This window comes from Cereibacter sphaeroides 2.4.1 (assembly GCF_000012905.2).
GTDB classification, from domain to species: domain Bacteria; phylum Pseudomonadota; class Alphaproteobacteria; order Rhodobacterales; family Rhodobacteraceae; genus Cereibacter_A; species Cereibacter_A sphaeroides.
In genome coordinates, this window is the sequence record NC_007493.2 from 2,718,904 (window position 1) to 2,737,837 (window position 18,934).

Below are 18,934 nucleotides of genomic sequence, written 5' to 3' on the forward strand. Positions count from 1 at the left end.
TTTCCGGCCAGGTGTCGGGACGCGCATGCCGCTCCTTCGACCCGGTTTTCGCGGGGGAGCGCGACGCAGGATCCTGTTTTCCGTCGGATGCAACGGAGGTCACGGAACCATGCCGCGTCGCGGCGAATTGACAGGGACATTATCTTTCGCATAAATGCGACATGCAGCAATATCCTTGCCCTCGTCGAGTGGAGTCCCCTTGCCATGACCCAGAAGGATAGCCCCTGGCTGTTCCGCACCTATGCCGGCCATTCCACGGCGAAGGCCTCGAATGCGCTCTATCGCACCAACCTCGCCAAGGGGCAGACCGGGCTCTCTGTCGCCTTCGACCTGCCGACCCAGACCGGCTACGACAGCGACGATGCGCTGGCGCGGGGCGAGGTGGGCAAGGTCGGCGTGCCGATCTGCCATCTGGGCGACATGCGGATGCTGTTCGACCAGATTCCGCTCGAGCAGATGAACACCTCGATGACGATCAACGCGACCGCTCCCTGGCTGCTCGCGCTCTATATCGCGGTGGCCGAGGAGCAGGGCGCCGACATCTCGAAGCTGCAGGGCACGGTGCAGAACGATCTGATGAAGGAATATCTCAGCCGCGGCACCTACATCTGCCCGCCGCGGCCCTCGCTGCGCATGATCACCGACGTGGCGGCCTATACGCGGGTCCATCTGCCGAAGTGGAACCCGATGAACGTCTGCTCCTACCATCTGCAGGAAGCCGGGGCCACGCCCGAGCAGGAGCTGGCCTTCGCGCTCGCGACCGGCATCGCGGTGCTCGACGACCTGCGCACTAAGGTGCCGGCCGAGCATTTCCCGGCCATGGTCGGGCGCATCTCGTTCTTCGTGAATGCGGGCATCCGCTTCGTGACCGAGATGTGCAAGATGCGCGCCTTCGTCGATCTCTGGGACGAGATCTGCCGCGACCGCTACGGCATCGAGGAAGAGAAATACCGCCGCTTCCGCTACGGGGTGCAGGTCAACTCGCTGGGCCTGACCGAGCAGCAGCCCGAGAACAACGTCTATCGGATCCTGATCGAGATGCTGGCCGTGACGCTCTCGAAGAAGGCTCGCGCCCGGGCGGTGCAGCTGCCCGCCTGGAACGAGGCGCTGGGGCTGCCGCGGCCCTGGGACCAGCAATGGTCGCTCCGGATGCAGCAGATCCTGGCCTACGAATCGGACCTGCTGGAATATGAGGATCTGTTCGACGGCAACCCCGCCATCGAGCGCAAGGTCGAGGCGCTGAAGGACGGGGCGCGGGAAGAGCTGGCCCATATCGAGGCGATGGGCGGCGCCATCGAGGCCATCGACTACATGAAGGCGCGGCTCGTCGAGTCGAACGCCGAGCGCATCGCCCGGGTCGAGACCGGCGAGACGGTGGTGGTCGGCGTGAACCGCTGGACCTCCGGCGCGCCCTCGCCGCTCACCACGGGCGACGGCGCGATCATGGTGGCCGACCCCGAGGCCGAGCGCGACCAGATCGCCCGGCTCGAGGCCTGGCGCGCGGGTCGCGACGGGGCGGCCGTCGCGGCAGCGCTGGCCGAGCTGCGCCGTGCCGCCACCTCGGGCGAGAATGTGATGCCGGCCTCGATCGCCGCGGCGAAGGCGGGGGCCACGACCGGCGAATGGGCGGCCGAGCTGCGCCGCGCCTTCGGCGAGTTCCGCGGCCCCACCGGAGTGGCCCGGGCGCCTTCGAACCGCACCGAAGGGCTCGATCCGATCCGCGAGGCGGTGCAGGCGGTTTCGGCGCGGCTCGGGCGGCCGCTGAAGTTCGTCGTGGGCAAGCCCGGCCTCGACGGCCATTCCAACGGCGCCGAGCAGATCGCCGCCCGCGCCCGCGACTGCGGCATGGACATCACCTACGACGGGATCCGCCTGACCCCGGCCGAGATCGTGGCCAAGGCCGCCGACGAGCGCGCCCATGTGCTGGGCCTCTCGATCCTGTCGGGCTCGCACATGCCGCTCGTGACCGAGGTGCTGGCCGAGATGCGGCGCGCGGGGCTCGACGTGCCGCTGATCGTGGGCGGCATCATCCCCGAGGAGGATGCCGCCGAGCTACGGGCGTCGGGGGTAGCGGCGGTCTATACGCCCAAGGATTTCGAGCTGAACCGGATCATGATGGATATCGTGGGTCTGGTGGACCGCACCGCCCTCGCGGCGGAATAGGATCCCTCGCGTCCCGGCTCTCTTGGCCGATCGGCCGGGACCCTGAGCCCTGCGCCCACGGGCGCGGGGCGAGGCGAAGGGCGTGACGCCTGGCCCCGCGGGGCCAGGCGTCTCCGTTTGGTGAGCGGTCTCAAGGGAAGGCCCCCGAAAGCGAAGGGACCGGTCGGGGGGACCGGTCCCTGTCGTTCCTCGCGGAAGGGATCAGGCGTGGATCGCGCCGTCGCCGCAGGCCAGCGCCGCCTCGCGCACCGCCTCGGACCAGGTCGGGTGGGCGTGGCAGGTCATGGCCAGATCCTGCGCCGAGGCGCCGAATTCCATCGCCACGCAGACCTCGTGGATCAGGTCGCCCGCCGCCGGGCCGATGATGTGGCAGCCGAGGATCCGGTCGGTCTCCTTGTCCGCGATCATCTTCACGAAGCCCTCGGCCTGGAAGACCGCCTTGGCGCGGGCATTGCCCATGAAGGGGAACTTGCCGACCTTATAGGCGCGGCCCTCTTCCTTCAGCGACTCCTCGGTGCGCCCGACGCTTGCCACCTCGGGCGTGGTGTAGATCACGCCCGGGATCACGCCGTAGTTCACATGGCCATGCTTGCCGGCCAGGATCTCGGCCAGCGCCACACCCTCGTCCTCGGCCTTGTGGGCGAGCATCATGCCCGGCACGCAGTCGCCGATGGCATAGATTCCCGGCACGCTGGTGCGGAAATGGTCGTCGATCTTCACCACGCCCCGCGGCAGCATCTCGACGCCCAGAGCCTCGAGCCCGAGCCCTTCGGTGAAGGGTTTGCGGCCCGTCGCCACCAGCACCGTATCGACGGTGAGGCTGGTTTCCTTGCCGTCCTTCTTCGCGGCCCAGGTGACGGTTGCCTTGCCGTCGGACACCGTCGCGCCCTTGACGGCCGCGCCGAGGACGAAGCTCAGCCCCTGCTTGGCGAGGATGCGCTGGGTGGTCTTGACCACCTCGGCATCCATGCCGGGCAGGATCGCCTCCATATATTCGACGACCGTCACCTTGGTGCCGAGCCGGGCATAGACCGAGCCGAGCTCGAGCCCGATGACGCCCGCGCCGATCACCACCATGGTCTCGGGGATCCTGCCGAGGCTGAGGGCGCCGGTCGAGGTCACGATCACCGACTCGTCGGCCTCGACGCCCGGCAGGCTCGCGGGCTCGGAGCCGGTGGCGATCACGATGGACTTGGCCTCGTGGATCTCCTCGCCCACCTTCACCTTGCCCGGCTCGGGGATCGAGCCCCAGCCCTTGAGCCAGGTGATCTTGTTCTTCTTGAAGAGGAACTCGATGCCCTTGGTGTTGCCGTCGACGACCTCCTGCTTGTAGCCCTGCATCTTCGACCAGTCGACGGTCGGATGGGCGCCCATCAGGCCCATCTTCTCGAAATTCTCGTGGACTTCATGCAGGTTGTGGGTCGCGTGCAGCAGCGCCTTCGAGGGGATGCAGCCCACGTTGAGGCAGGTGCCGCCCAGCGCCTCGCGGCCCTCGACCACGGCGGTCTTCAGCCCGAGCTGGGCGCAGCGGATGGCGGAGACATAGCCGCCGGGGCCCGCGCCGATGATGATGACGTCGAAAGTTGCCATGATGGCCTCCGGGTTGCGAGGCGCCCTGCGGGTCCGCGGGCGGAGAGGCGGGGGGCTGTCTGCCCCCCGTGCCCCCCGAGGATATTTGAACAGAGTGAAGGGGCGCGGAAAGGGTCAGACGAGCGCGGCGAGAAGCATCGCCACGGTGGCTACGAAGCCCGCGGCCCAAATGGCCGAGCGCCAGGGGCGCCAGCCGAGCACATAGGCCGGGACATAGAGGATGCGGGCAGCGAGGTAGATCCAGGCCATGGCGGCGGTGAAGCCGGTGGACTGGCCGCCGAGGGTCACGACGACGACCGCGAGCGTGAAGAGGATCAGACCCTCGAAATGGTTGTTGAGCGCGCGCTGGAGCCTGCCCGGCACGGTGGAGAGCGGCTGGTTCGGCGGCTCGTCCCGCGGTCCGGTCGTCCATTTGTAGCCGAGCTCCATATTGGCGAGGAGCGCGAAGGGCAGGAAGGTCAGGGCCTGCAGCAGGCCTGCCAGACAGAGGGCGGTGAGTTCGGCGGTCATCTTGGTCCCCGGACGCGCGCGGGCCCCGGGACGGTCCCGGGGCCCTGACTTCGGTTCAGAGGTCGAGCAGCAGGCGGCGCGGATCCTCGAGCGCCTCCTTGACGCGGACGAGGAAGGTCACCGCGCCCTTGCCATCGACGATGCGGTGATCGTAGCTGAGCGCGAGATACATCATCGGGCGGATGACGATCTGGCCCTTCTCGACCACCGGCCGCTCCTGGATCTTGTGCATGCCGAGGATGCCCGACTGCGGCGGGTTCAGGATCGGCGAGGACATGAGCGAGCCATAGACGCCGCCGTTCGAGATGGTGAAGCTGCCGCCCTGCATCTCGGCCATCGAGAGCTTGCCGTCACGGGCACGCAGCCCGAGTTCGGCGATCTTCTTCTCGATCTGGGCGAAGCCCATCTGGTCGGCGTCGCGCACCACCGGCACCACGAGGCCCGAGGGGGTGCCCACCGCCACGCCCATGTGGACGTAGTTCTTGTAGACGATGTCGGTGCCGTCGATCTCGGCATTGACCTCGGGCACTTCCTTCAGCGCATGGCAGCAGGCTTTCACGAAGAAGGACATGAAGCCCATCTTGGTGCCGTGCTTCTTCTCGAACGCGTCCTTGTATTCGTTGCGCAGGCCCATGACGCCCGACATGTCCACCTCGTTGTAGGTGGTGAGCATGGCGGCGGTGTTCTGCGCCTCCTTCAGGCGGCGGGCGATGGTCTGGCGCAGACGGGTCATCTTGACCCGCTCCTCACGCGCCGCATCGTCGGCCGGGACCGGCTGGCGCGGCAGCGCGGGCTGCGGGGCGGGCGTGGGGGCCGCGGCCTGCGAGGCGCCCGAGACGGCGCGGGCTACGTCGTCCTTCATGATGCGGCCATCGCGCCCGGTGCCCTGCACCGCGTCGGGCGAGAGGCCGGCCTCGGCCATCGCCTTCCTGGCCGAGGGTGCATCCTCGACATCCTTCTTCGGCGCGGGCTCCTGCGCGGGGGCGGCCTCGGTCTTCTTCGGCGTCTCGGCCTTCGGCGCGGCGGCCACGCCCTGCCCGTCGGACGAGATCAGCGCGAGCTTCGAGCCCGCGGCGACCGTCGTGCCCTCGGTCACGAGGATCTCGGCCAGCACGCCCGCGGCGGGCGCCGGCACCTCGACCGAGACCTTGTCGGTCTCGAGCTCGCAGAGCATCTCGTCCTGCGCCACGGTATCGCCCGGCTTCTTGAACCAGGTGGACACGGTCGCCTCGGACACCGATTCCCCAAGGGCAGGCACCATCACGTCGATCATCTTGCTCTCTCCCGCGCCGGCCTTCGCCTCGGCGCCCGCATGAGTCTTCTCCGGAGCCGGGTCTTCGCCGGCCTCCGCTGCTCCGATCTGCGCCAGAAGCGCCGAGACCGCAACCGTCGTCCCCTCGGGGGCGACGATCTCGACCAGCCGGCCCGCGACCGGCGCGTGAACCTCGACGGTCACCTTGTCGGTCTCGAGCTCGCAGAGCATCTCGTCGGCCGCGACCCGGTCGCCCGGCTTCTTGAACCAGGTGGCGACCGTCGCCTCGGAGACGCTCTCTCCCAGCGTCGGAACCCTTACTTCCGTTCCCATCATCAGCTCCCGATCGTCAGCGCGTCATTCACCAGCGCGTCCTGCTCGGCCTTGTGGCGGCTGGCGAGACCCGTGGCGGGCGAGGCCGAGGCCGACCGGCCGGCATAGATGGCGCGCGTGTGGCTGGCGCCGATCCGCGTCAGCACCCATTCGAGGTTCGGCTCGACGAAGGTCCAGCCGCCCTGGTTCTTGGGTTCCTCCTGGCACCAGACGATCTGGGCATTCTTGAAGCGGCCCAGTTCCTTCACGAGGCTCAGCGCCGGGAAGGGATAGAACTGCTCGAGACGCATCAGGTAGACATCGTCGATGCCCCGCTTGTCGCGCTCGGCGAGGAGGTCGTAGTAGACCTTGCCCGAGCACATGACGACACGGCGGATCTGCTCGTCGGGCTTCAGCACCGTTTCCGAGTGGCCCTTCTGCGCATCGTCCCACAGCACCCGGTGGAAGCCCGAGCCGGTGGTGAAATCCTCGGCGTTCGAGATGCAGAGCGGATGGCGCAGCAGCGACTTCGGCGTCATCAGGATCAGCGGCTTGCGGAAGTTCCGGTGGATCTGCCGCCGCAGGATGTGGAAGTAGTTCGCGGGCGTCGAGCAGTTGGCCACGATCCAGTTGTCGTTGGCCGACATCTGGAGGAACCGCTCGAGCCGGGCCGAGGAGTGCTCGGGGCCCTGCCCCTCGAAGCCGTGCGGCAGCAGGACGACGAGGCCCGACATGCGCAGCCACTTCGATTCGCCCGAGTTGATGAACTGGTCGAACATGATCTGGGCGCCGTTGGCGAAATCGCCGAACTGGGCCTCCCACATCACCAGCGCATTGGGCTCGGCCAGCGAGTAGCCGTATTCGAACCCGAGCACGGCATATTCCGACAGCATCGAGTCGATGACCTCGTAGCGCGCCTGACCCGACCGGATGTTGTTCAGCGGGTAGTAGCGTTCCTCGGTCGACTGGTTGATGAAGGCCGAATGCCGCTGGCTGAAGGTGCCGCGGGTGCAGTCCTGCCCCGAGAGGCGCACCGGATAGCCCTCGACCACGAACGAGCCGAAGGCCAGAGCCTCGCCCGTCGCCCAGTCGAAGCCGCGGCCGGTCTCGAACATCTGCTTCTTGGCCTCGAGCTGGCGCCCGACGGTCTTGTGCAGGTCGAAGCCCTCGGGCACGCGCGTCAGCGCCTGACCGATCTCCTGCAGGGTCTCGGCCGAGATCGAGGTGCGGCCCGGCTGATATTCGTCGCCGTGCCGGTCGATGTGCTTCCAGCGCCCGTCGAGCCAGTCGGCCTTGTTGGGCTTGAAGTCCTTGCCGGCCTCGAACTCCTCGTTGAGCTTGGCCTGGAAGGCGGCCTTCATGTCCTCGATCTCGCCCTCGGGGATCAGCCCGTCGCGCACCAGACGCTCGGTATAAAGCTGGAGCGTCGTCTTGTGCTTCTTGATCGAGGTATACATCGAGGGGTTGGTGAACATCGGTTCATCCCCCTCGTTGTGGCCGAAGCGGCGGTAGCAGAAGATGTCGATGACGACATCCTTGTGGAACTTCTGCCGGAACTCGGTCGCCACCTTGGCGGCATGGACCACCGCCTCGGGATCGTCGCCGTTCACATGGAAGATCGGTGCCTCGACCATCAGCGCGATGTCGGTCGGATAGGGCGAGGAGCGCGAGAAGGAAGGCGCGGTGGTGAAGCCGATCTGGTTGTTCACCACGATATGGATCGTGCCGCCGGTGCGGTGACCGACGAGGCCCGACAGGCCGAAACATTCGGCCACGACGCCCTGCCCCGCGAAGGCCGCGTCGCCGTGCAGCAGGATCGGCAGGACCGTGTGGCGCGTCTTGTCGCCGGCCTGCTCCTGCTTGGCGCGGACCTTGCCCAGCACGACCGGGTTCACCGCCTCGAGGTGCGAGGGGTTCGCGGTCAGCGACAGGTGGACGGTGTTGCCGTCGAAGTCACGGTCAGAGGAGGCGCCGAGGTGATATTTTACGTCGCCCGAGCCGTCGACCTCTTCCGGCTTGAAGCTGCCGCCCTGAAATTCGTTGAAGATGGCGCGGTAGGGCTTGGCCATCACGTTGGCCAGCACCGAGAGGCGGCCGCGGTGCGGCATGCCCACCACGATCTCCTTCACGCCGAGCGCGCCGCCGCGCTTGATGATCTGCTCCATGGCGGGGATGAGCGCCTCGCCGCCGTCGAGACCGAAGCGCTTGGTGCCCATGTACTTGACATGGAGGAACTTCTCGAAGCCCTCGGCCTCGACCAGCTTGTTCAGGATCGCACGCCGGCCCTCGCGGGTGAAGTGGATCTCCTTGCCGTAGCCCTCGATGCGCTCCTTGAGCCAGGCCGCCTGTTCGGGGTCGGAAATATGCATGTATTGCAGCGCAAAAGTGCCGCAGTAGGTGCGCTTGACGATATCCACGATCTGCCGCATGGAAGCGACCTGAAGACCGAGCACATTGTCGATGAAGATCGGCCGGTCCATGTCGGCATCGGTAAAGCCGTAGGACTTCGGGTCGAGCTCGGGGTGGTTCGTGGTGTTGCGCAGCCCGAGCGGATCGAGATCGGCGGCGAGGTGGCCGCGGATCCGGTAGGCCCGGATAATCATCAGCGCCCGGATCGAATCGAGCACGGCGCGCTGCACCTGAGCGTCGCTGAGACTCACGCCCTGTTCGGCGGCCTTGGCCTGAATCTTCTGCCCGGCAGCCTTCGCCTCCTTGGCAGGAGCGGCGGGCCATTCGCCGGTCAGCGCGGCGGTCAGGTCGTCCGCCGGCATCGGCGGCCAGTCCGGCCGCGACCAGGAGGGGCCATGCGCCTGACGCTTGGCGTCGAGCTCGCTGTCGCCCAGCGAACGGAACAACTCCGCCCAGCCCGCATCGACGGAGGCGGGGTCTTCGGCATAACGTGCCTGCAACTGGTCAATATACTCGGCATTCTGCCCCTGGAGGAAACTCGAGGCATGGAACTGCGCGTTCGGAGACTGTTCCGTCATGGCTGCACCTGACATCTGAAGGGTCCGCGACGCGGCGCCGCGGACCCGGGAAGTTTACTTGCCGAGCGCCTGCATCACCGCTTCGCCCAGATGGGCCGGGCTGTCGGCGACGACGATACCCGCGCTCTTCATCGCTTCGATCTTCGACTCCGCATCGCCCTTGCCGCCCGAGACGATGGCACCGGCATGGCCCATGCGGCGGCCCGGAGGCGCCGTGCGGCCGGCGATGAAGCCCGCGGTGGGCTTCCAGCGGCCGCGCTTCTTCTCGTCGGCGAGGAACTGGGCCGCTTCCTCTTCGGCCGAGCCGCCGATCTCGCCGATCATGATGATCGACTGGGTTTCCGGGTCGGCGAGGAACATCTCGAGCACGTCGATGTGCTCGGTGCCCTTGATCGGGTCGCCGCCGATGCCCACGGCCGAAGACTGGCCGAGCCCGAGATCCGAAGTCTGTTTCACGGCCTCATAGGTAAGCGTCCCCGAGCGCGAAACAACACCGACCGAGCCCCGCTTGTGGATATGGCCCGGCATGATGCCGATCTTGCAGGCGCCGGGCGTGATGACGCCGGGGCAGTTCGGCCCGATCAGCCGCGAGGACGAGCCCTGCAGCGCGCGCTTGACCTTCATCATGTCGAGCACCGGGATGCCCTCGGTGATGCAGACGATGAGCTCCATCTCGGCGTCGATCGCCTCGAGGATCGAGTCGGCCGCGAAGGGCGGCGGGACATAGATCACAGAGGCGTTGGCGCCGGTGACTTCGCGGGCCTCGTAGACCGAGTTGAACACGGGCAGCCCCAGATGCTCGGAGCCGCCCTTGCCGGGCGTCACGCCGCCGACCATCTTCGTGCCGTAGGCGATCGCCTGCTCGGTGTGGAAGGTGCCCTGGCTGCCGGTGATGCCCTGGCAGATGACCTTGGTATTTTCGTTGACGAGAACGGCCATCGGATTATCCCTTCACCGCTTTGACGATCTTCTGTGCCGCGTCCGACAGATTGTCGCCCGCGATGACGTTGAGGCCGGAATTCGCGATGATCTCCTTGCCCTTCTCGACGTTCGTGCCCTCGAGGCGCACGACCAGCGGAACCTGCAGCCCCACTTCCTTCACCGCGGCGATGATGCCTTCCGCGATGATGTCGCAGCGCATGATGCCGCCGAAGATGTTGACGAGGATGCCCTTCACGTTCGGGTCCGAGGTGATGATCTTGAAGGCCTCGGTCACCTTCTCCTTCGTGGCGCCGCCGCCCACGTCGAGGAAGTTCGCAGGCTCCGCGCCGTAGAGCTTGATGATGTCCATCGTGGCCATGGCGAGGCCCGCGCCGTTCACCATGCAGCCGATCTCGCCGTCGAGCGCGATGTAGTTCAGGTCGAACTTCGAGGCCGCGAGTTCCTTCGGATCCTCTTCGGTCTCGTCGCGCAGCGCCATGACGTCGGACTGGCGGTAGAGCGCGTTGTTGTCGAAGCCCACCTTGGCGTCGAGCACCTTGAGGTTGCCGTCGGTCATGACGATCAGCGGGTTGATCTCGAGCATCTCCATGTCCTTCTCGACGAAGGCGCGGTAGAGGTTCTTGACCAGCTGCACGCATTGCTTGACCTGCGCGCCTTCGAGCCCGAGGGCGAAGGCGACGCGGCGGCCGTGGAAGTCCGACAGGCCCGAGGCCGGATCGACCGAGAAGGAGACGATCTTCTCGGGCGTCGAGGCCGCCACTTCCTCGATGTCCATCCCGCCTTCGGTCGAGACGACGAAGGAGATGCGCGAGGTGCCGCGGTCCACCAGCAGCGCGAGGTAGAGCTCGCGCGCAATGTCCGAGCCTTCCTCGATGTAGATGCGGTTCACCTGCTTGCCGGCCGGGCCGGTCTGGTGGGTGACGAGCGTGCGGCCCAGCATCTGCTTGGCAAGCTCGGCCGCTTCGCCCACGGACTTGGCCAGACGCACGCCGCCCTTCTCGCCCGCTTCCGGCTCCTTGAATTTGCCCTTGCCGCGTCCGCCCGCATGGATCTGCGCCTTGACGACCCAGAGCGGCCCGCCGAGCTCGCCTGCCGCGGATTTGGCTTCGTCGGCCTTCAGCACGACCCGGCCGTCGGACACCGGCGCACCGTAGCTGCGCAGGAGCGCCTTCGCCTGGTATTCGTGGATGTTCATTGAACTGTCCCATCGCTGATGATTTGCGGCGTGATGCCACAGAAACGGGCGCGATCAAAACGGGTTTTGCGCTACCAAGAGTAATTCCGCGCAAAATTCCGGGTTTGTGATCACGGGCTCGAAGGGTGTGATCACAAGCGTGGATGCCGCGCCCCTGAGCGATCCAGACGCTTAAAGAAAAAGGCGCGCCGGAGATCCGGCGCGCCCTGTGAAACTGCGTTGGACCGACTCAGGCGAGCGAGGAGTCGATGCCCTTGCAGGCCTCGACGAGGCCCTTCACCGCATTGACCGACTTGTCGAACATCGCCTGCTCGTCGTCGTTGAGCTTGATGTCGACGATCTTCTCGATCCCGCCCGCGCCGATGATGGTGGGCACGCCCACATACATGCCGTTCAGGCCGAAGGCGCCGTCCACATAGGCCGCGCAGGGCAGCAGACGCTTCTGGTCCTTGAGATAGGCTTCCGCCATCTCGATGGCCGAGGTGGCGGGCGCGTAGAAGGCCGAGCCGGTCTTCAGCAGGCCCACGATCTCGGCGCCGCCGTCACGGGTGCGCTGCACGATCTGGTCGAGCTTCTCCTGCGTGGTCCAGCCCATCTGCACGAGATCGGGCAGCGGGATGCCGGCCACCGTCGAGTAGCGGACGAGCGGCACCATCGTGTCGCCATGGCCGCCCAGAACGAACGCCGTCACGTCGCGCATCGAGACGTTGAACTCGACCGACAGGAAATGCCGGAAGCGCGCCGAGTCGAGCACGCCCGCCATGCCCACCACCTTCTCGGCCGGCAGGCCCGAGAATTGCTGCAGCGCCCAGACCATCGCGTCGAGCGGGTTGGTGATGCAGATCACGAAGGCGTTCGGCGCATGGGCCTTGATGCCCTCGCCGACCGATTTCATCACCTTGAGGTTGATGCCGATCAGGTCGTCGCGGCTCATGCCGGGCTTGCGCGGCACGCCCGCGGTCACGATGCAGACGTCGGCGCCCGCGATCTCTTCGTAGCTGTTCGCGCCCTTCATCACGGCGTCGAAGCCTTCCGAGGGGCCCGATTGCGCGATGTCCAGAGCCTTGCCCTGAGGGGTGCCTTCGGCGATGTCGAACAGGACGACGTCGCCCAGTTCCTTGATCGCGGCGAGATGGGCGAGCGTGCCGCCGATCTGCCCCGCACCGATCAGCGCAATCTTGGGTCTGGCCATGAGTGGATCTCCCGTGAGGAATTGTCGCGGCGATGGGTAGACCTTCGTTTTCATGCGCGCAAGCCTCGTGCGGGGCGCCGCAGGGTCTTCGGCTGTTTCTCCGCAGATGTTTGCGCTAAAGGCAGGTCGGCCCGATGGCCCATGGGCGGCGGCGCGGTATCCAATCGCATACCGCAACGGCCCGACTGATTCGGAGTGAGGAATGGACGGCTACGGCTTCTGGGCGCTGGCGGTGATCGCCTCTGTGCTCGTGGGGATGAGCAAGGGCGGCCTGCCGGTGGTGGGCATCATGAGCGTGCCGCTCCTGTCGCTCGTGATCTCGCCGGTGACGGCGGCGGGGCTGCTGCTGCCGATCTATGTCGTCTCGGACATGTTCGGGCTTTACGCCTACCGGCACGAGTTCGACCTCAAGGTGCTGAAGATCCTGATCCCGGGCGCCACGGCCGGGGTGTTCCTCGGCTGGCTCACCGCGAGCGTGGTGCCCGAGGCCGCGGTCGAGGGGCTGGTGGGGCTGATCGGCGCGGTCTTTGCCGCGAACCTGCTTCTGCGCCGCACCGATCCGGCCGCAAAGCCCGCGCGCCTTCTGCCCGGCCTCGTGTGGGGCACGGCCACGGGCTTCACCAGCTTCGTGAGCCACGCGGGCGCCCCGCCCTATCAGGTCTATGTCCTGCCGCTGAAGATGCCGAAGATCGTCTTCGCGGGCACGTCGACGATCCTCTTCGCCTATGTCAACGCGATCAAGCTGATTCCCTATGCGGCTCTGGGCCAGCTCTCGACCGAGAACCTGCGCGTCGCGGCCTGGCTCATGGTGCCTGCCGCCGTCTCGGTCTTCTTCGGCTACCGGCTGGTGCAGATCGTGCCGCAGGCGCTGTTCTTCCGCATCGTGACCTGGGCGCTGCTGCTGATCTCGCTGCGGCTGATCTGGCAGGCTGTCGCCTGATTTCTGCGCCGCGGCAAATCAGGACTTGCCGAATATGCCGAAACTGTGCTCCCAAGCGCAAGATTGTTGCTTGGAGGAGAATCGTCATGGCGCATCAGGCTCATCCCTTCCGCTCCGTGCTCTATATTCCCGGCTCGAAGGAGCGGGCGCTGGAGAAGGCGCAGGGCCTTGCCGCCGATGCGATCATCTTCGATCTCGAGGATGCCGTCGCCCATGACGAGAAGATCCACGCGCGCCGGCTCCTGAAGACCACGCTCGAGACCGCCGATTACGGCCATCGCTTCCGCATCGTGCGGGTGAACGGGATGGACACCGAGTGGGGCCGGGCGGATCTCGAGGCCTTCGCGGAGGCAAAGGCGGACGCGATCCTCATTCCCAAGGTCTCGCGGGCGGCGGATCTGGAGGCGGTGGCGGCCCTCGTGCCCGACCTGCCGCTCTGGGCCATGATGGAGACGGCGCAGGGCATGCTCAACGCCGCCGAGATCGCGGCCCACCCGCGCCTCTCGGGCATGGTGATGGGCACGAACGACCTCGCCAAGGAGCTCGGCAGCCGCTACCGGCCCGACCGTCTGGCGATGCAGGCGGGGCTGGGCCTCTGCCTGCTTGCGGCCCGCGCCCATGGGCTCACCATCGTCGACGGCGTCTACAATGCCTTCAAGGACGAAGAGGGCCTGCGCGCGGAATGCGAGCAGGGCCGCGACATGGGCTTCGACGGCAAGACGCTGATCCATCCCGCGCAGCTCGAGATCGCGAACGCGGTCTTTTCGCCCTCGCCGGCCGAGATCGAGCTGGCCAACCGCCAGATCGCGGCCTTCGAGGAGGCAGAACGCCACGGGCAGGGCGTGGCCGTTGTGGATGGCAAGATCGTCGAGAACCTGCATATCGTGACCGCGCGGCAGACTCTGGCCAAGGCCGAGGCGATTGCCGCGTTCAGGGCAAGCTGAGGAACGATATGCTTCTGTTGATCTTGGGGGTCGCGCTCTGGTCCGCGGCCCATTTGTTCAAACGGGTGGCTCCGGGCCTTCGCCAGCCGCTGGGGAATGCCGGCAAGGGAATTGCCGCACTGCTTCTCGTGGCGTCGCTGGTGATGATGGTGCTGGGCTACCGTCAGGCCGAGTTCATCCCGGTCTATTCGCCGCCGCCGGGCATCGGGCACGCGAACAACCTCCTGATGCTGATCGGGCTGATCGTCTTCGGCGCCGGCATGTCGAAGGGCTGGCTCTGGACGAAGATCCGCCACCCGATGCTTTACGGCGTGCTGATCTGGGTCGTGGCGCACCTCCTCGTGAACGGCGACGTGGCCTCGCTGATCCTGTTCGGCGGCATGGGCCTCTGGGCCGTGGCCGAGATCGTGCTGATCAACCGGCAGACCGCATGGCAGCGCCCCGTCTCGGGCGGGCCGAAGCGCGATCTCGCCCTCGTGGGCGTGGTTCTGGTGATGTACGGGCTGATCGCCCTCGTCCATATCTGGACGGGCCACAACCCCTTCCTCGGAACCTACGCATGAAACTCTACCGCTACCTGACCGAAGACGACACCGCCGCCTTCTGCCACAAGGTGACCGCCGCCCTGAACAAGGGCTGGCACCTGCATGGCAACCCCTCTTACGCCTTCGATGCGGCCCGGGGCGTCATGCGCTGCGGTCAGGCGGTGGTGAAGGACGTGCCGGGCACCTACACGCCCGAGACCAAGCTGGGAGACCACTGAATGAAGACCAACGCGGGCCGTTTCTTCGAGGATTACCGGCTGGGCGAGACCATCGCCCATGCCGTGCCGCGCACCGTCTCGGGCGGCGAGCGGGCGCTCTATCACGCGCTCTATCCGGCGCGCCATGCGCTGTCTTCCTCGGATGAATTCGCCCGCGCCTGCGGCCTTCCGGCCGCGCCGGTCGACGAGCTGATGGCCTTTCATCTGGTGTTCGGCAAGACCGTGCCGGACATCAGCCTGAACGCGGTGGCGAACCTCGGCTATGCCGAGGGACGCTGGCTGAAGCCGGTCTTTCCGGGCGACACGCTGCGCGCGGAAAGCACCGTCATCGGGTTGAAGGAGAATTCGAACGGCGCTTCGGGCGTGGTCTGGGTCCGCACCCGCGGCCTGAACCAGCAGGGCGAGGCCGTGCTGTCCTATGTGCGCTGGGTCATGGTGCGCAAGCGCGACACGGCGGCCCCCGCCCCTGCCCCGACCGTGCCCGAGCTTGCGGGATCGGTCGCGGCCTCGGATCTCGTGATCCCCGAGGGGCTGAGCTTCACCGATTACGACCTGACGCTTGCGGGCGAGCCGCATCGCTGGGGCGACTATGCCGTGGGCGAGAAGATCGACCATGTCGATGGCGTCACCGTCGAGGAGAGCGAGCACATGCTCGCGACCCGGCTCTGGCAGAACACGGCCAAGGTGCATTTCGACGCCACCAACCGCCCCGACGGGCGGCGGCTGATCTACGGCGGCCATGTGATCTCGCTGGCGCGGACCCTGAGCTTCAACGGGCTCGCGAACGCGCAGATGATCGTGGCGCTGAACGCGGGCGCACATGCCAATCCCTGCTTCGCCGGCGACACGGTGCGGGCCTGGTCGGAGGTGCTCGACAAGGCCGAGACCGCCGATCCGGGCGTGGGGGCGCTGCGGCTCCGGCTGGTGGCGATGAAGCACGGCACCGAGCCCTTCGTGACCCGGTCGGAGGACGGCAAGTATCTGCCCGGCGTCCTCCTGGATCTCGACTACTGGGCGCTCGTGCCACGTTGACGTGCCCTGCAGGCGCCCCCTGCATGATTGCGCAAACATGTGATCACAGGCCCGCATCTTGTGATCACATGACGAATTTTTTTGGGTTGATGCCCTATTTTGAAGCGTGAGCCGGGTGCGGCCCTCGTGACTCGGGCAAAAAAACCGCTATTGAGTGACCAGCGAGACAGCCGCCCCACCCGGCGGGGCCGGCCAGCGAAAGGCAACGACATGGCTGAAACGAAGCGGGTCGAGCGGCCCCTTTCCCCCCATCTCCAGATCTACCGGGTGCAGCTGACCTCCACGACCTCGATCTTCACCCGCCTGACCGGGAACGGTCTGATCGTCGGCACGATGCTCGTGACATGGTGGCTGCTCGCCGCGGCGCTGAGCCCCGAGCAGTTCGAGACGGCCGACTGGGTCCTGACCTCGTGGTTCGGCGACATCGTGCTGCTGCTGTCGGTCTGGGCGCTCTGGTACCACTATCTCGCCGGCCTGCGGCACCTCTACTGGGACACCGGCAAGGGTCTCGAGATCAAGACCGCCGAGAAGCTGGGCATGGCCTGCATCGGCGGCTCGCTGGTCCTGACCCTCCTCACCGTCATCATCATCTGAAAGGGCGCCCCATGCGTTTCATCACCGCCCGCAAGCGCGCCGAAGGCATGGGTGCCGCCCATCACGGCACCGACCGGCACTGGTACATGATCGTGAGCGCGGTGGGCCTCGCCGTGCTGATCCCGATCTTCGTGTATATCGTCGGCAACGCCATCGGCGAAGGCCGCGAGCGTGTGCTCGAGATCTTCTCGCACCCGTTCAATGCGATCCTGTCGGGCCTCGTGCTGTTCTTCGGCATGCGCCACTTCGCAGAAGGCTCGACCATGATGATCGAGGACTACTGGCAGGGCGTGCCGCGGCGCCTGCTGGTGATCTGCGCCCAATCCTTCGCCTATGGCGTGGCGGCGATAGGGCTGTTCGCCCTCGCCAAGATCGCCCTCTGAGGACCTGAGTAATGGCAGCTTACACTTACGAGACGCATGACTACGACGTCGTGGTGGTGGGCGCCGGCGGCGCCGGCCTCCGCGCGACGCTCGGCATGGCCGAACAGGGCCTGCGCACCGCCTGCGTCACCAAGGTTTTCCCCACGCGCAGCCACACGGTGGCGGCGCAGGGCGGCATCGCCGCCTCTCTCGCCAACATGGGCCCGGACAACTGGCAGTGGCACATGTACGACACCGTGAAAGGGTCGGACTGGCTGGGCGACACGGACGCGATGGAATATCTCGCCCGCGAGGCCCCGAAGGCGGTCTACGAGCTCGAGCATTACGGCGTGCCCTTCTCGCGTACCGAGGAGGGCAAGATCTACCAGCGCCCGTTCGGCGGCCACACCACCCAGTTCGGCGAGGGCCCGCCCGTGCAGCGCACCTGCGCCGCGGCCGACCGCACCGGCCACGCGATCCTGCACACGCTCTACGGCCAGTCGGTCAAGAACAACGCCGAGTTCTTCATCGAATATTTCGCGCTGGATCTCATCATCCAGGACGGCCGCTGCACCGGCGTGGTGGCGTGGAAGCTGGAAGACGGCACGATCCATGTCTTCAACGCCAAGCTCACGGTTCTGGCCACGGGCGGCTACGGCCGCGCCTACTTCTCGGCCACCTCGGCCCACACCTGCACCGGCGACGGCGGCGGGATGGTGGCGCGCGCCGGCCTGCCGCTTCAGGACATGGAGTTCGTACAGTTCCACCCGACCGGCATCTACGGCTCGGGCTGCCTCATCACCGAGGGCGCGCGCGGCGAGGGCGGCTACCTCACCAACTCGAACGGCGAACGGTTCATGGAGCGCTACGCTCCGACCTACAAGGATCTGGCCTCCCGCGACGTGGTCAGCCGCTGCATGACGCTCGAGATCCGCGAGGGTCGCGGCGTGGGCGAGCATGGCGACCATATCCACCTGCACCTGAACCACCTGCCGCCCGAGACGCTGGCCCTGCGCCTGCCGGGCATCTCGGAATCGGCCAAGATCTTCGCGGGGGTCGACCTCCACAAGGAGCCGATCCCGGTGCTGCCGACCGTGCATTACAACATGGGCGGCATCCCCACCAACTACTGGGGCGAGGTGCTGGCACCCACCGAGGGCGATCCCGACCGCGTCTTCCCCGGCCTGATGGCCGTGGGCGAGGCGGGCTGCGCCTCGGTGCACGGGGCGAACCGCCTCGGCTCGAACTCGCTCATCGACCTCGTGGTCTTCGGCCGCGCCGCGGCGATCCGCGCGGGCCAGATCGTGAAGCCGCACGAATTCCATCCCGACGTGCCGAAGGTCCAGGTGGACGAGATCCTCGGCCGGTTCGACGATCTGCGCCACGCGAACGGCGCGGTGCCGACGGCCGAGCTGCGGCTCGAGATGCAGCGCACCATGCAGGCCGACGCGGCGGTGTTCCGCACCGACAAGACGCTGGCCGAAGGCGTCGAGAAGATGAAGGGCATCGCGGCGAAGCTCGGGGACCTGAAGGTCACCGACCGCAGCCTCATCTGGAACTCGGACCTGATGGAGACGCTCGAGCTCACGAACCTCATGCCGAACGCGCTCGCCACCATCGTCGCGGCCGAGGCGCGCAAGGAGAGCCGCGGGGCCCATGCCCACGAGGACTGGCCCAACCGCGACGACGAGAACTGGCGCGTCCACAGCCTGGCGGTCGTGAAGGGCAACGAGGTCACGCTGACCACCCGGCCCGTCCATCTCGATCCGCTCACGAAGCAGACCGAGGGCGGGATCGATCTGAAGAAGATCGCCCCCAAGGCGCGGGTCTACTGATGCGCGGCGCGGTCCTCCTCTCCGGTGCCCTCGTCCTCGCCGCCTGCAGCCCGCAGACCGTGGCCGACAGCGTCGCCCGGCGGACCGCGCGCACCGTGGTGCTGCCGGTGGTCGAGCAATACATGCCCGGCCCCGCCGCCCAGGGTGTCACCACCTGCATCATCGACAATGCCACCGCGCAGGAGCTGAATGCGCTCGCCCGCGACGTGGGCGTGCGGGCCGGCACCACGACGGTGCAGAACGTCATGACCGTCGCCACCCGGCCCGAGACCATCCGGTGCCTGCAGACGAGCGGCCTGCCGCTCCTGCCCGCGGTCTAGC

17 protein-coding genes are annotated in these 18,934 nt (G+C 67.0%); 10 read left to right on the forward strand and 7 right to left on the reverse strand.

Annotated elements, in window-relative coordinates; all coding sequences use genetic code 11:
* Positions 1–204: 204 nt before the first annotated feature.
* Positions 205–2,163 (forward strand): protein meaA, encoded by a 1,959-nt coding sequence (locus RSP_RS13175; RefSeq protein ID WP_011338628.1) that lies wholly within the window; start codon positions 205–207, stop codon positions 2,161–2,163.
* Between the two features lie 201 nt (positions 2,164–2,364).
* Here the strand turns inward: RSP_RS13175 and lpdA are convergent, their stop codons facing one another.
* The 7 genes from lpdA to mdh form a co-directional block, all read right to left on the reverse strand.
* Positions 2,365–3,753: a dihydrolipoyl dehydrogenase gene (lpdA, locus tag RSP_RS13180; RefSeq protein ID WP_011338629.1), complete on the reverse strand. Its 1,389-nt coding sequence runs from the start codon at positions 3,751–3,753 to the stop codon at positions 2,365–2,367.
* Positions 3,754–3,867: 114 nt separating this feature from the next.
* Positions 3,868–4,263, reverse strand: a complete 396-nt coding sequence (locus RSP_RS13185) for an MAPEG family protein (protein WP_002721251.1) — start codon at positions 4,261–4,263, stop codon at positions 3,868–3,870.
* 55 nt (positions 4,264–4,318) lie between these two features.
* Positions 4,319–5,848 (reverse strand): 2-oxoglutarate dehydrogenase complex dihydrolipoyllysine-residue succinyltransferase, encoded by a 1,530-nt coding sequence (gene odhB, locus RSP_RS13190; protein ID WP_023003725.1) that lies wholly within the window; start codon positions 5,846–5,848, stop codon positions 4,319–4,321.
* Between the two features lie 2 nt (positions 5,849–5,850).
* The gene (locus RSP_RS13195; RefSeq protein ID WP_002721253.1) at positions 5,851–8,814 is read right to left on the reverse strand and encodes a 2-oxoglutarate dehydrogenase E1 component; all 2,964 of its coding nucleotides are present in this window, start codon (positions 8,812–8,814) and stop codon (positions 5,851–5,853) included.
* Positions 8,815–8,868: 54 nt separating this feature from the next.
* On the reverse strand, positions 8,869–9,753 hold the full coding sequence (gene sucD, locus RSP_RS13200) for a succinate--CoA ligase subunit alpha (RefSeq protein ID WP_002721254.1): 885 nt from the start codon (positions 9,751–9,753) through the stop codon (positions 8,869–8,871).
* 4 nt (positions 9,754–9,757) lie between these two features.
* The gene (gene sucC / locus RSP_RS13205; protein ID WP_002721255.1) at positions 9,758–10,951 is read right to left on the reverse strand and encodes an ADP-forming succinate--CoA ligase subunit beta; all 1,194 of its coding nucleotides are present in this window, start codon (positions 10,949–10,951) and stop codon (positions 9,758–9,760) included.
* A gap of 229 nt (positions 10,952–11,180) precedes the next feature.
* Positions 11,181–12,143 carry a malate dehydrogenase gene (gene mdh / locus RSP_RS13210; RefSeq protein ID WP_002721256.1) on the reverse strand — a complete coding sequence of 321 codons (963 nt, stop codon included), beginning with the start codon at positions 12,141–12,143 and terminating at the stop codon, positions 11,181–11,183.
* A 202-nt stretch (positions 12,144–12,345) separates the two neighbouring features.
* On the opposite strand from mdh, the gene RSP_RS13215 reads away from it, so the two are divergent.
* The 9 genes from RSP_RS13215 to RSP_RS13255 all read left to right on the forward strand — a co-directional run bounded on the left by RSP_RS13215 (position 12,346) and on the right by RSP_RS13255 (position 18,933).
* A complete protein-coding gene (locus tag RSP_RS13215; RefSeq protein ID WP_011338633.1) occupies positions 12,346–13,083 on the forward strand; it encodes a sulfite exporter TauE/SafE family protein in 738 nt (245 codons plus the stop codon).
* A gap of 86 nt (positions 13,084–13,169) precedes the next feature.
* Positions 13,170–14,027 carry a (3S)-malyl-CoA thioesterase gene (locus RSP_RS13220; protein WP_011338634.1) on the forward strand — a complete coding sequence of 286 codons (858 nt, stop codon included), beginning with the start codon at positions 13,170–13,172 and terminating at the stop codon, positions 14,025–14,027.
* An 8-nt stretch (positions 14,028–14,035) separates the two neighbouring features.
* Positions 14,036–14,590: an NnrU family protein gene (locus RSP_RS13225; RefSeq protein WP_002721261.1), complete on the forward strand. Its 555-nt coding sequence runs from the start codon at positions 14,036–14,038 to the stop codon at positions 14,588–14,590.
* On the forward strand, positions 14,587–14,790 hold the full coding sequence (locus tag RSP_RS13230; protein ID WP_002721263.1) for a DUF1737 domain-containing protein: 204 nt from the start codon (positions 14,587–14,589) through the stop codon (positions 14,788–14,790). Before RSP_RS13225 ends, RSP_RS13230 begins: the two co-directional genes overlap by 4 nt.
* Positions 14,791–15,822, forward strand: coding sequence for a MaoC family dehydratase (locus RSP_RS13235; RefSeq protein ID WP_011338635.1), 1,032 nt, complete (start codon positions 14,791–14,793; stop codon positions 15,820–15,822).
* 210 nt (positions 15,823–16,032) lie between these two features.
* Positions 16,033–16,416 carry a succinate dehydrogenase, cytochrome b556 subunit gene (gene sdhC, locus RSP_RS13240; RefSeq protein WP_009563028.1) on the forward strand — a complete coding sequence of 128 codons (384 nt, stop codon included), beginning with the start codon at positions 16,033–16,035 and terminating at the stop codon, positions 16,414–16,416.
* Positions 16,417–16,427: 11 nt separating this feature from the next.
* Entirely contained in the window at positions 16,428–16,799 is a 372-nt protein-coding gene (locus RSP_RS13245) for a succinate dehydrogenase, hydrophobic membrane anchor protein (RefSeq protein WP_002721269.1), read from the forward strand.
* 11 nt (positions 16,800–16,810) lie between these two features.
* Positions 16,811–18,613, forward strand: coding sequence for a succinate dehydrogenase flavoprotein subunit (gene sdhA / locus RSP_RS13250; RefSeq protein WP_002721271.1), 1,803 nt, complete (start codon positions 16,811–16,813; stop codon positions 18,611–18,613).
* Positions 18,613–18,933, forward strand: coding sequence for a hypothetical protein (locus RSP_RS13255; protein WP_002721273.1), 321 nt, complete (start codon positions 18,613–18,615; stop codon positions 18,931–18,933). Before sdhA ends, RSP_RS13255 begins: the two co-directional genes overlap by 1 nt.
* Position 18,934: the final 1 nt, after the last annotated feature.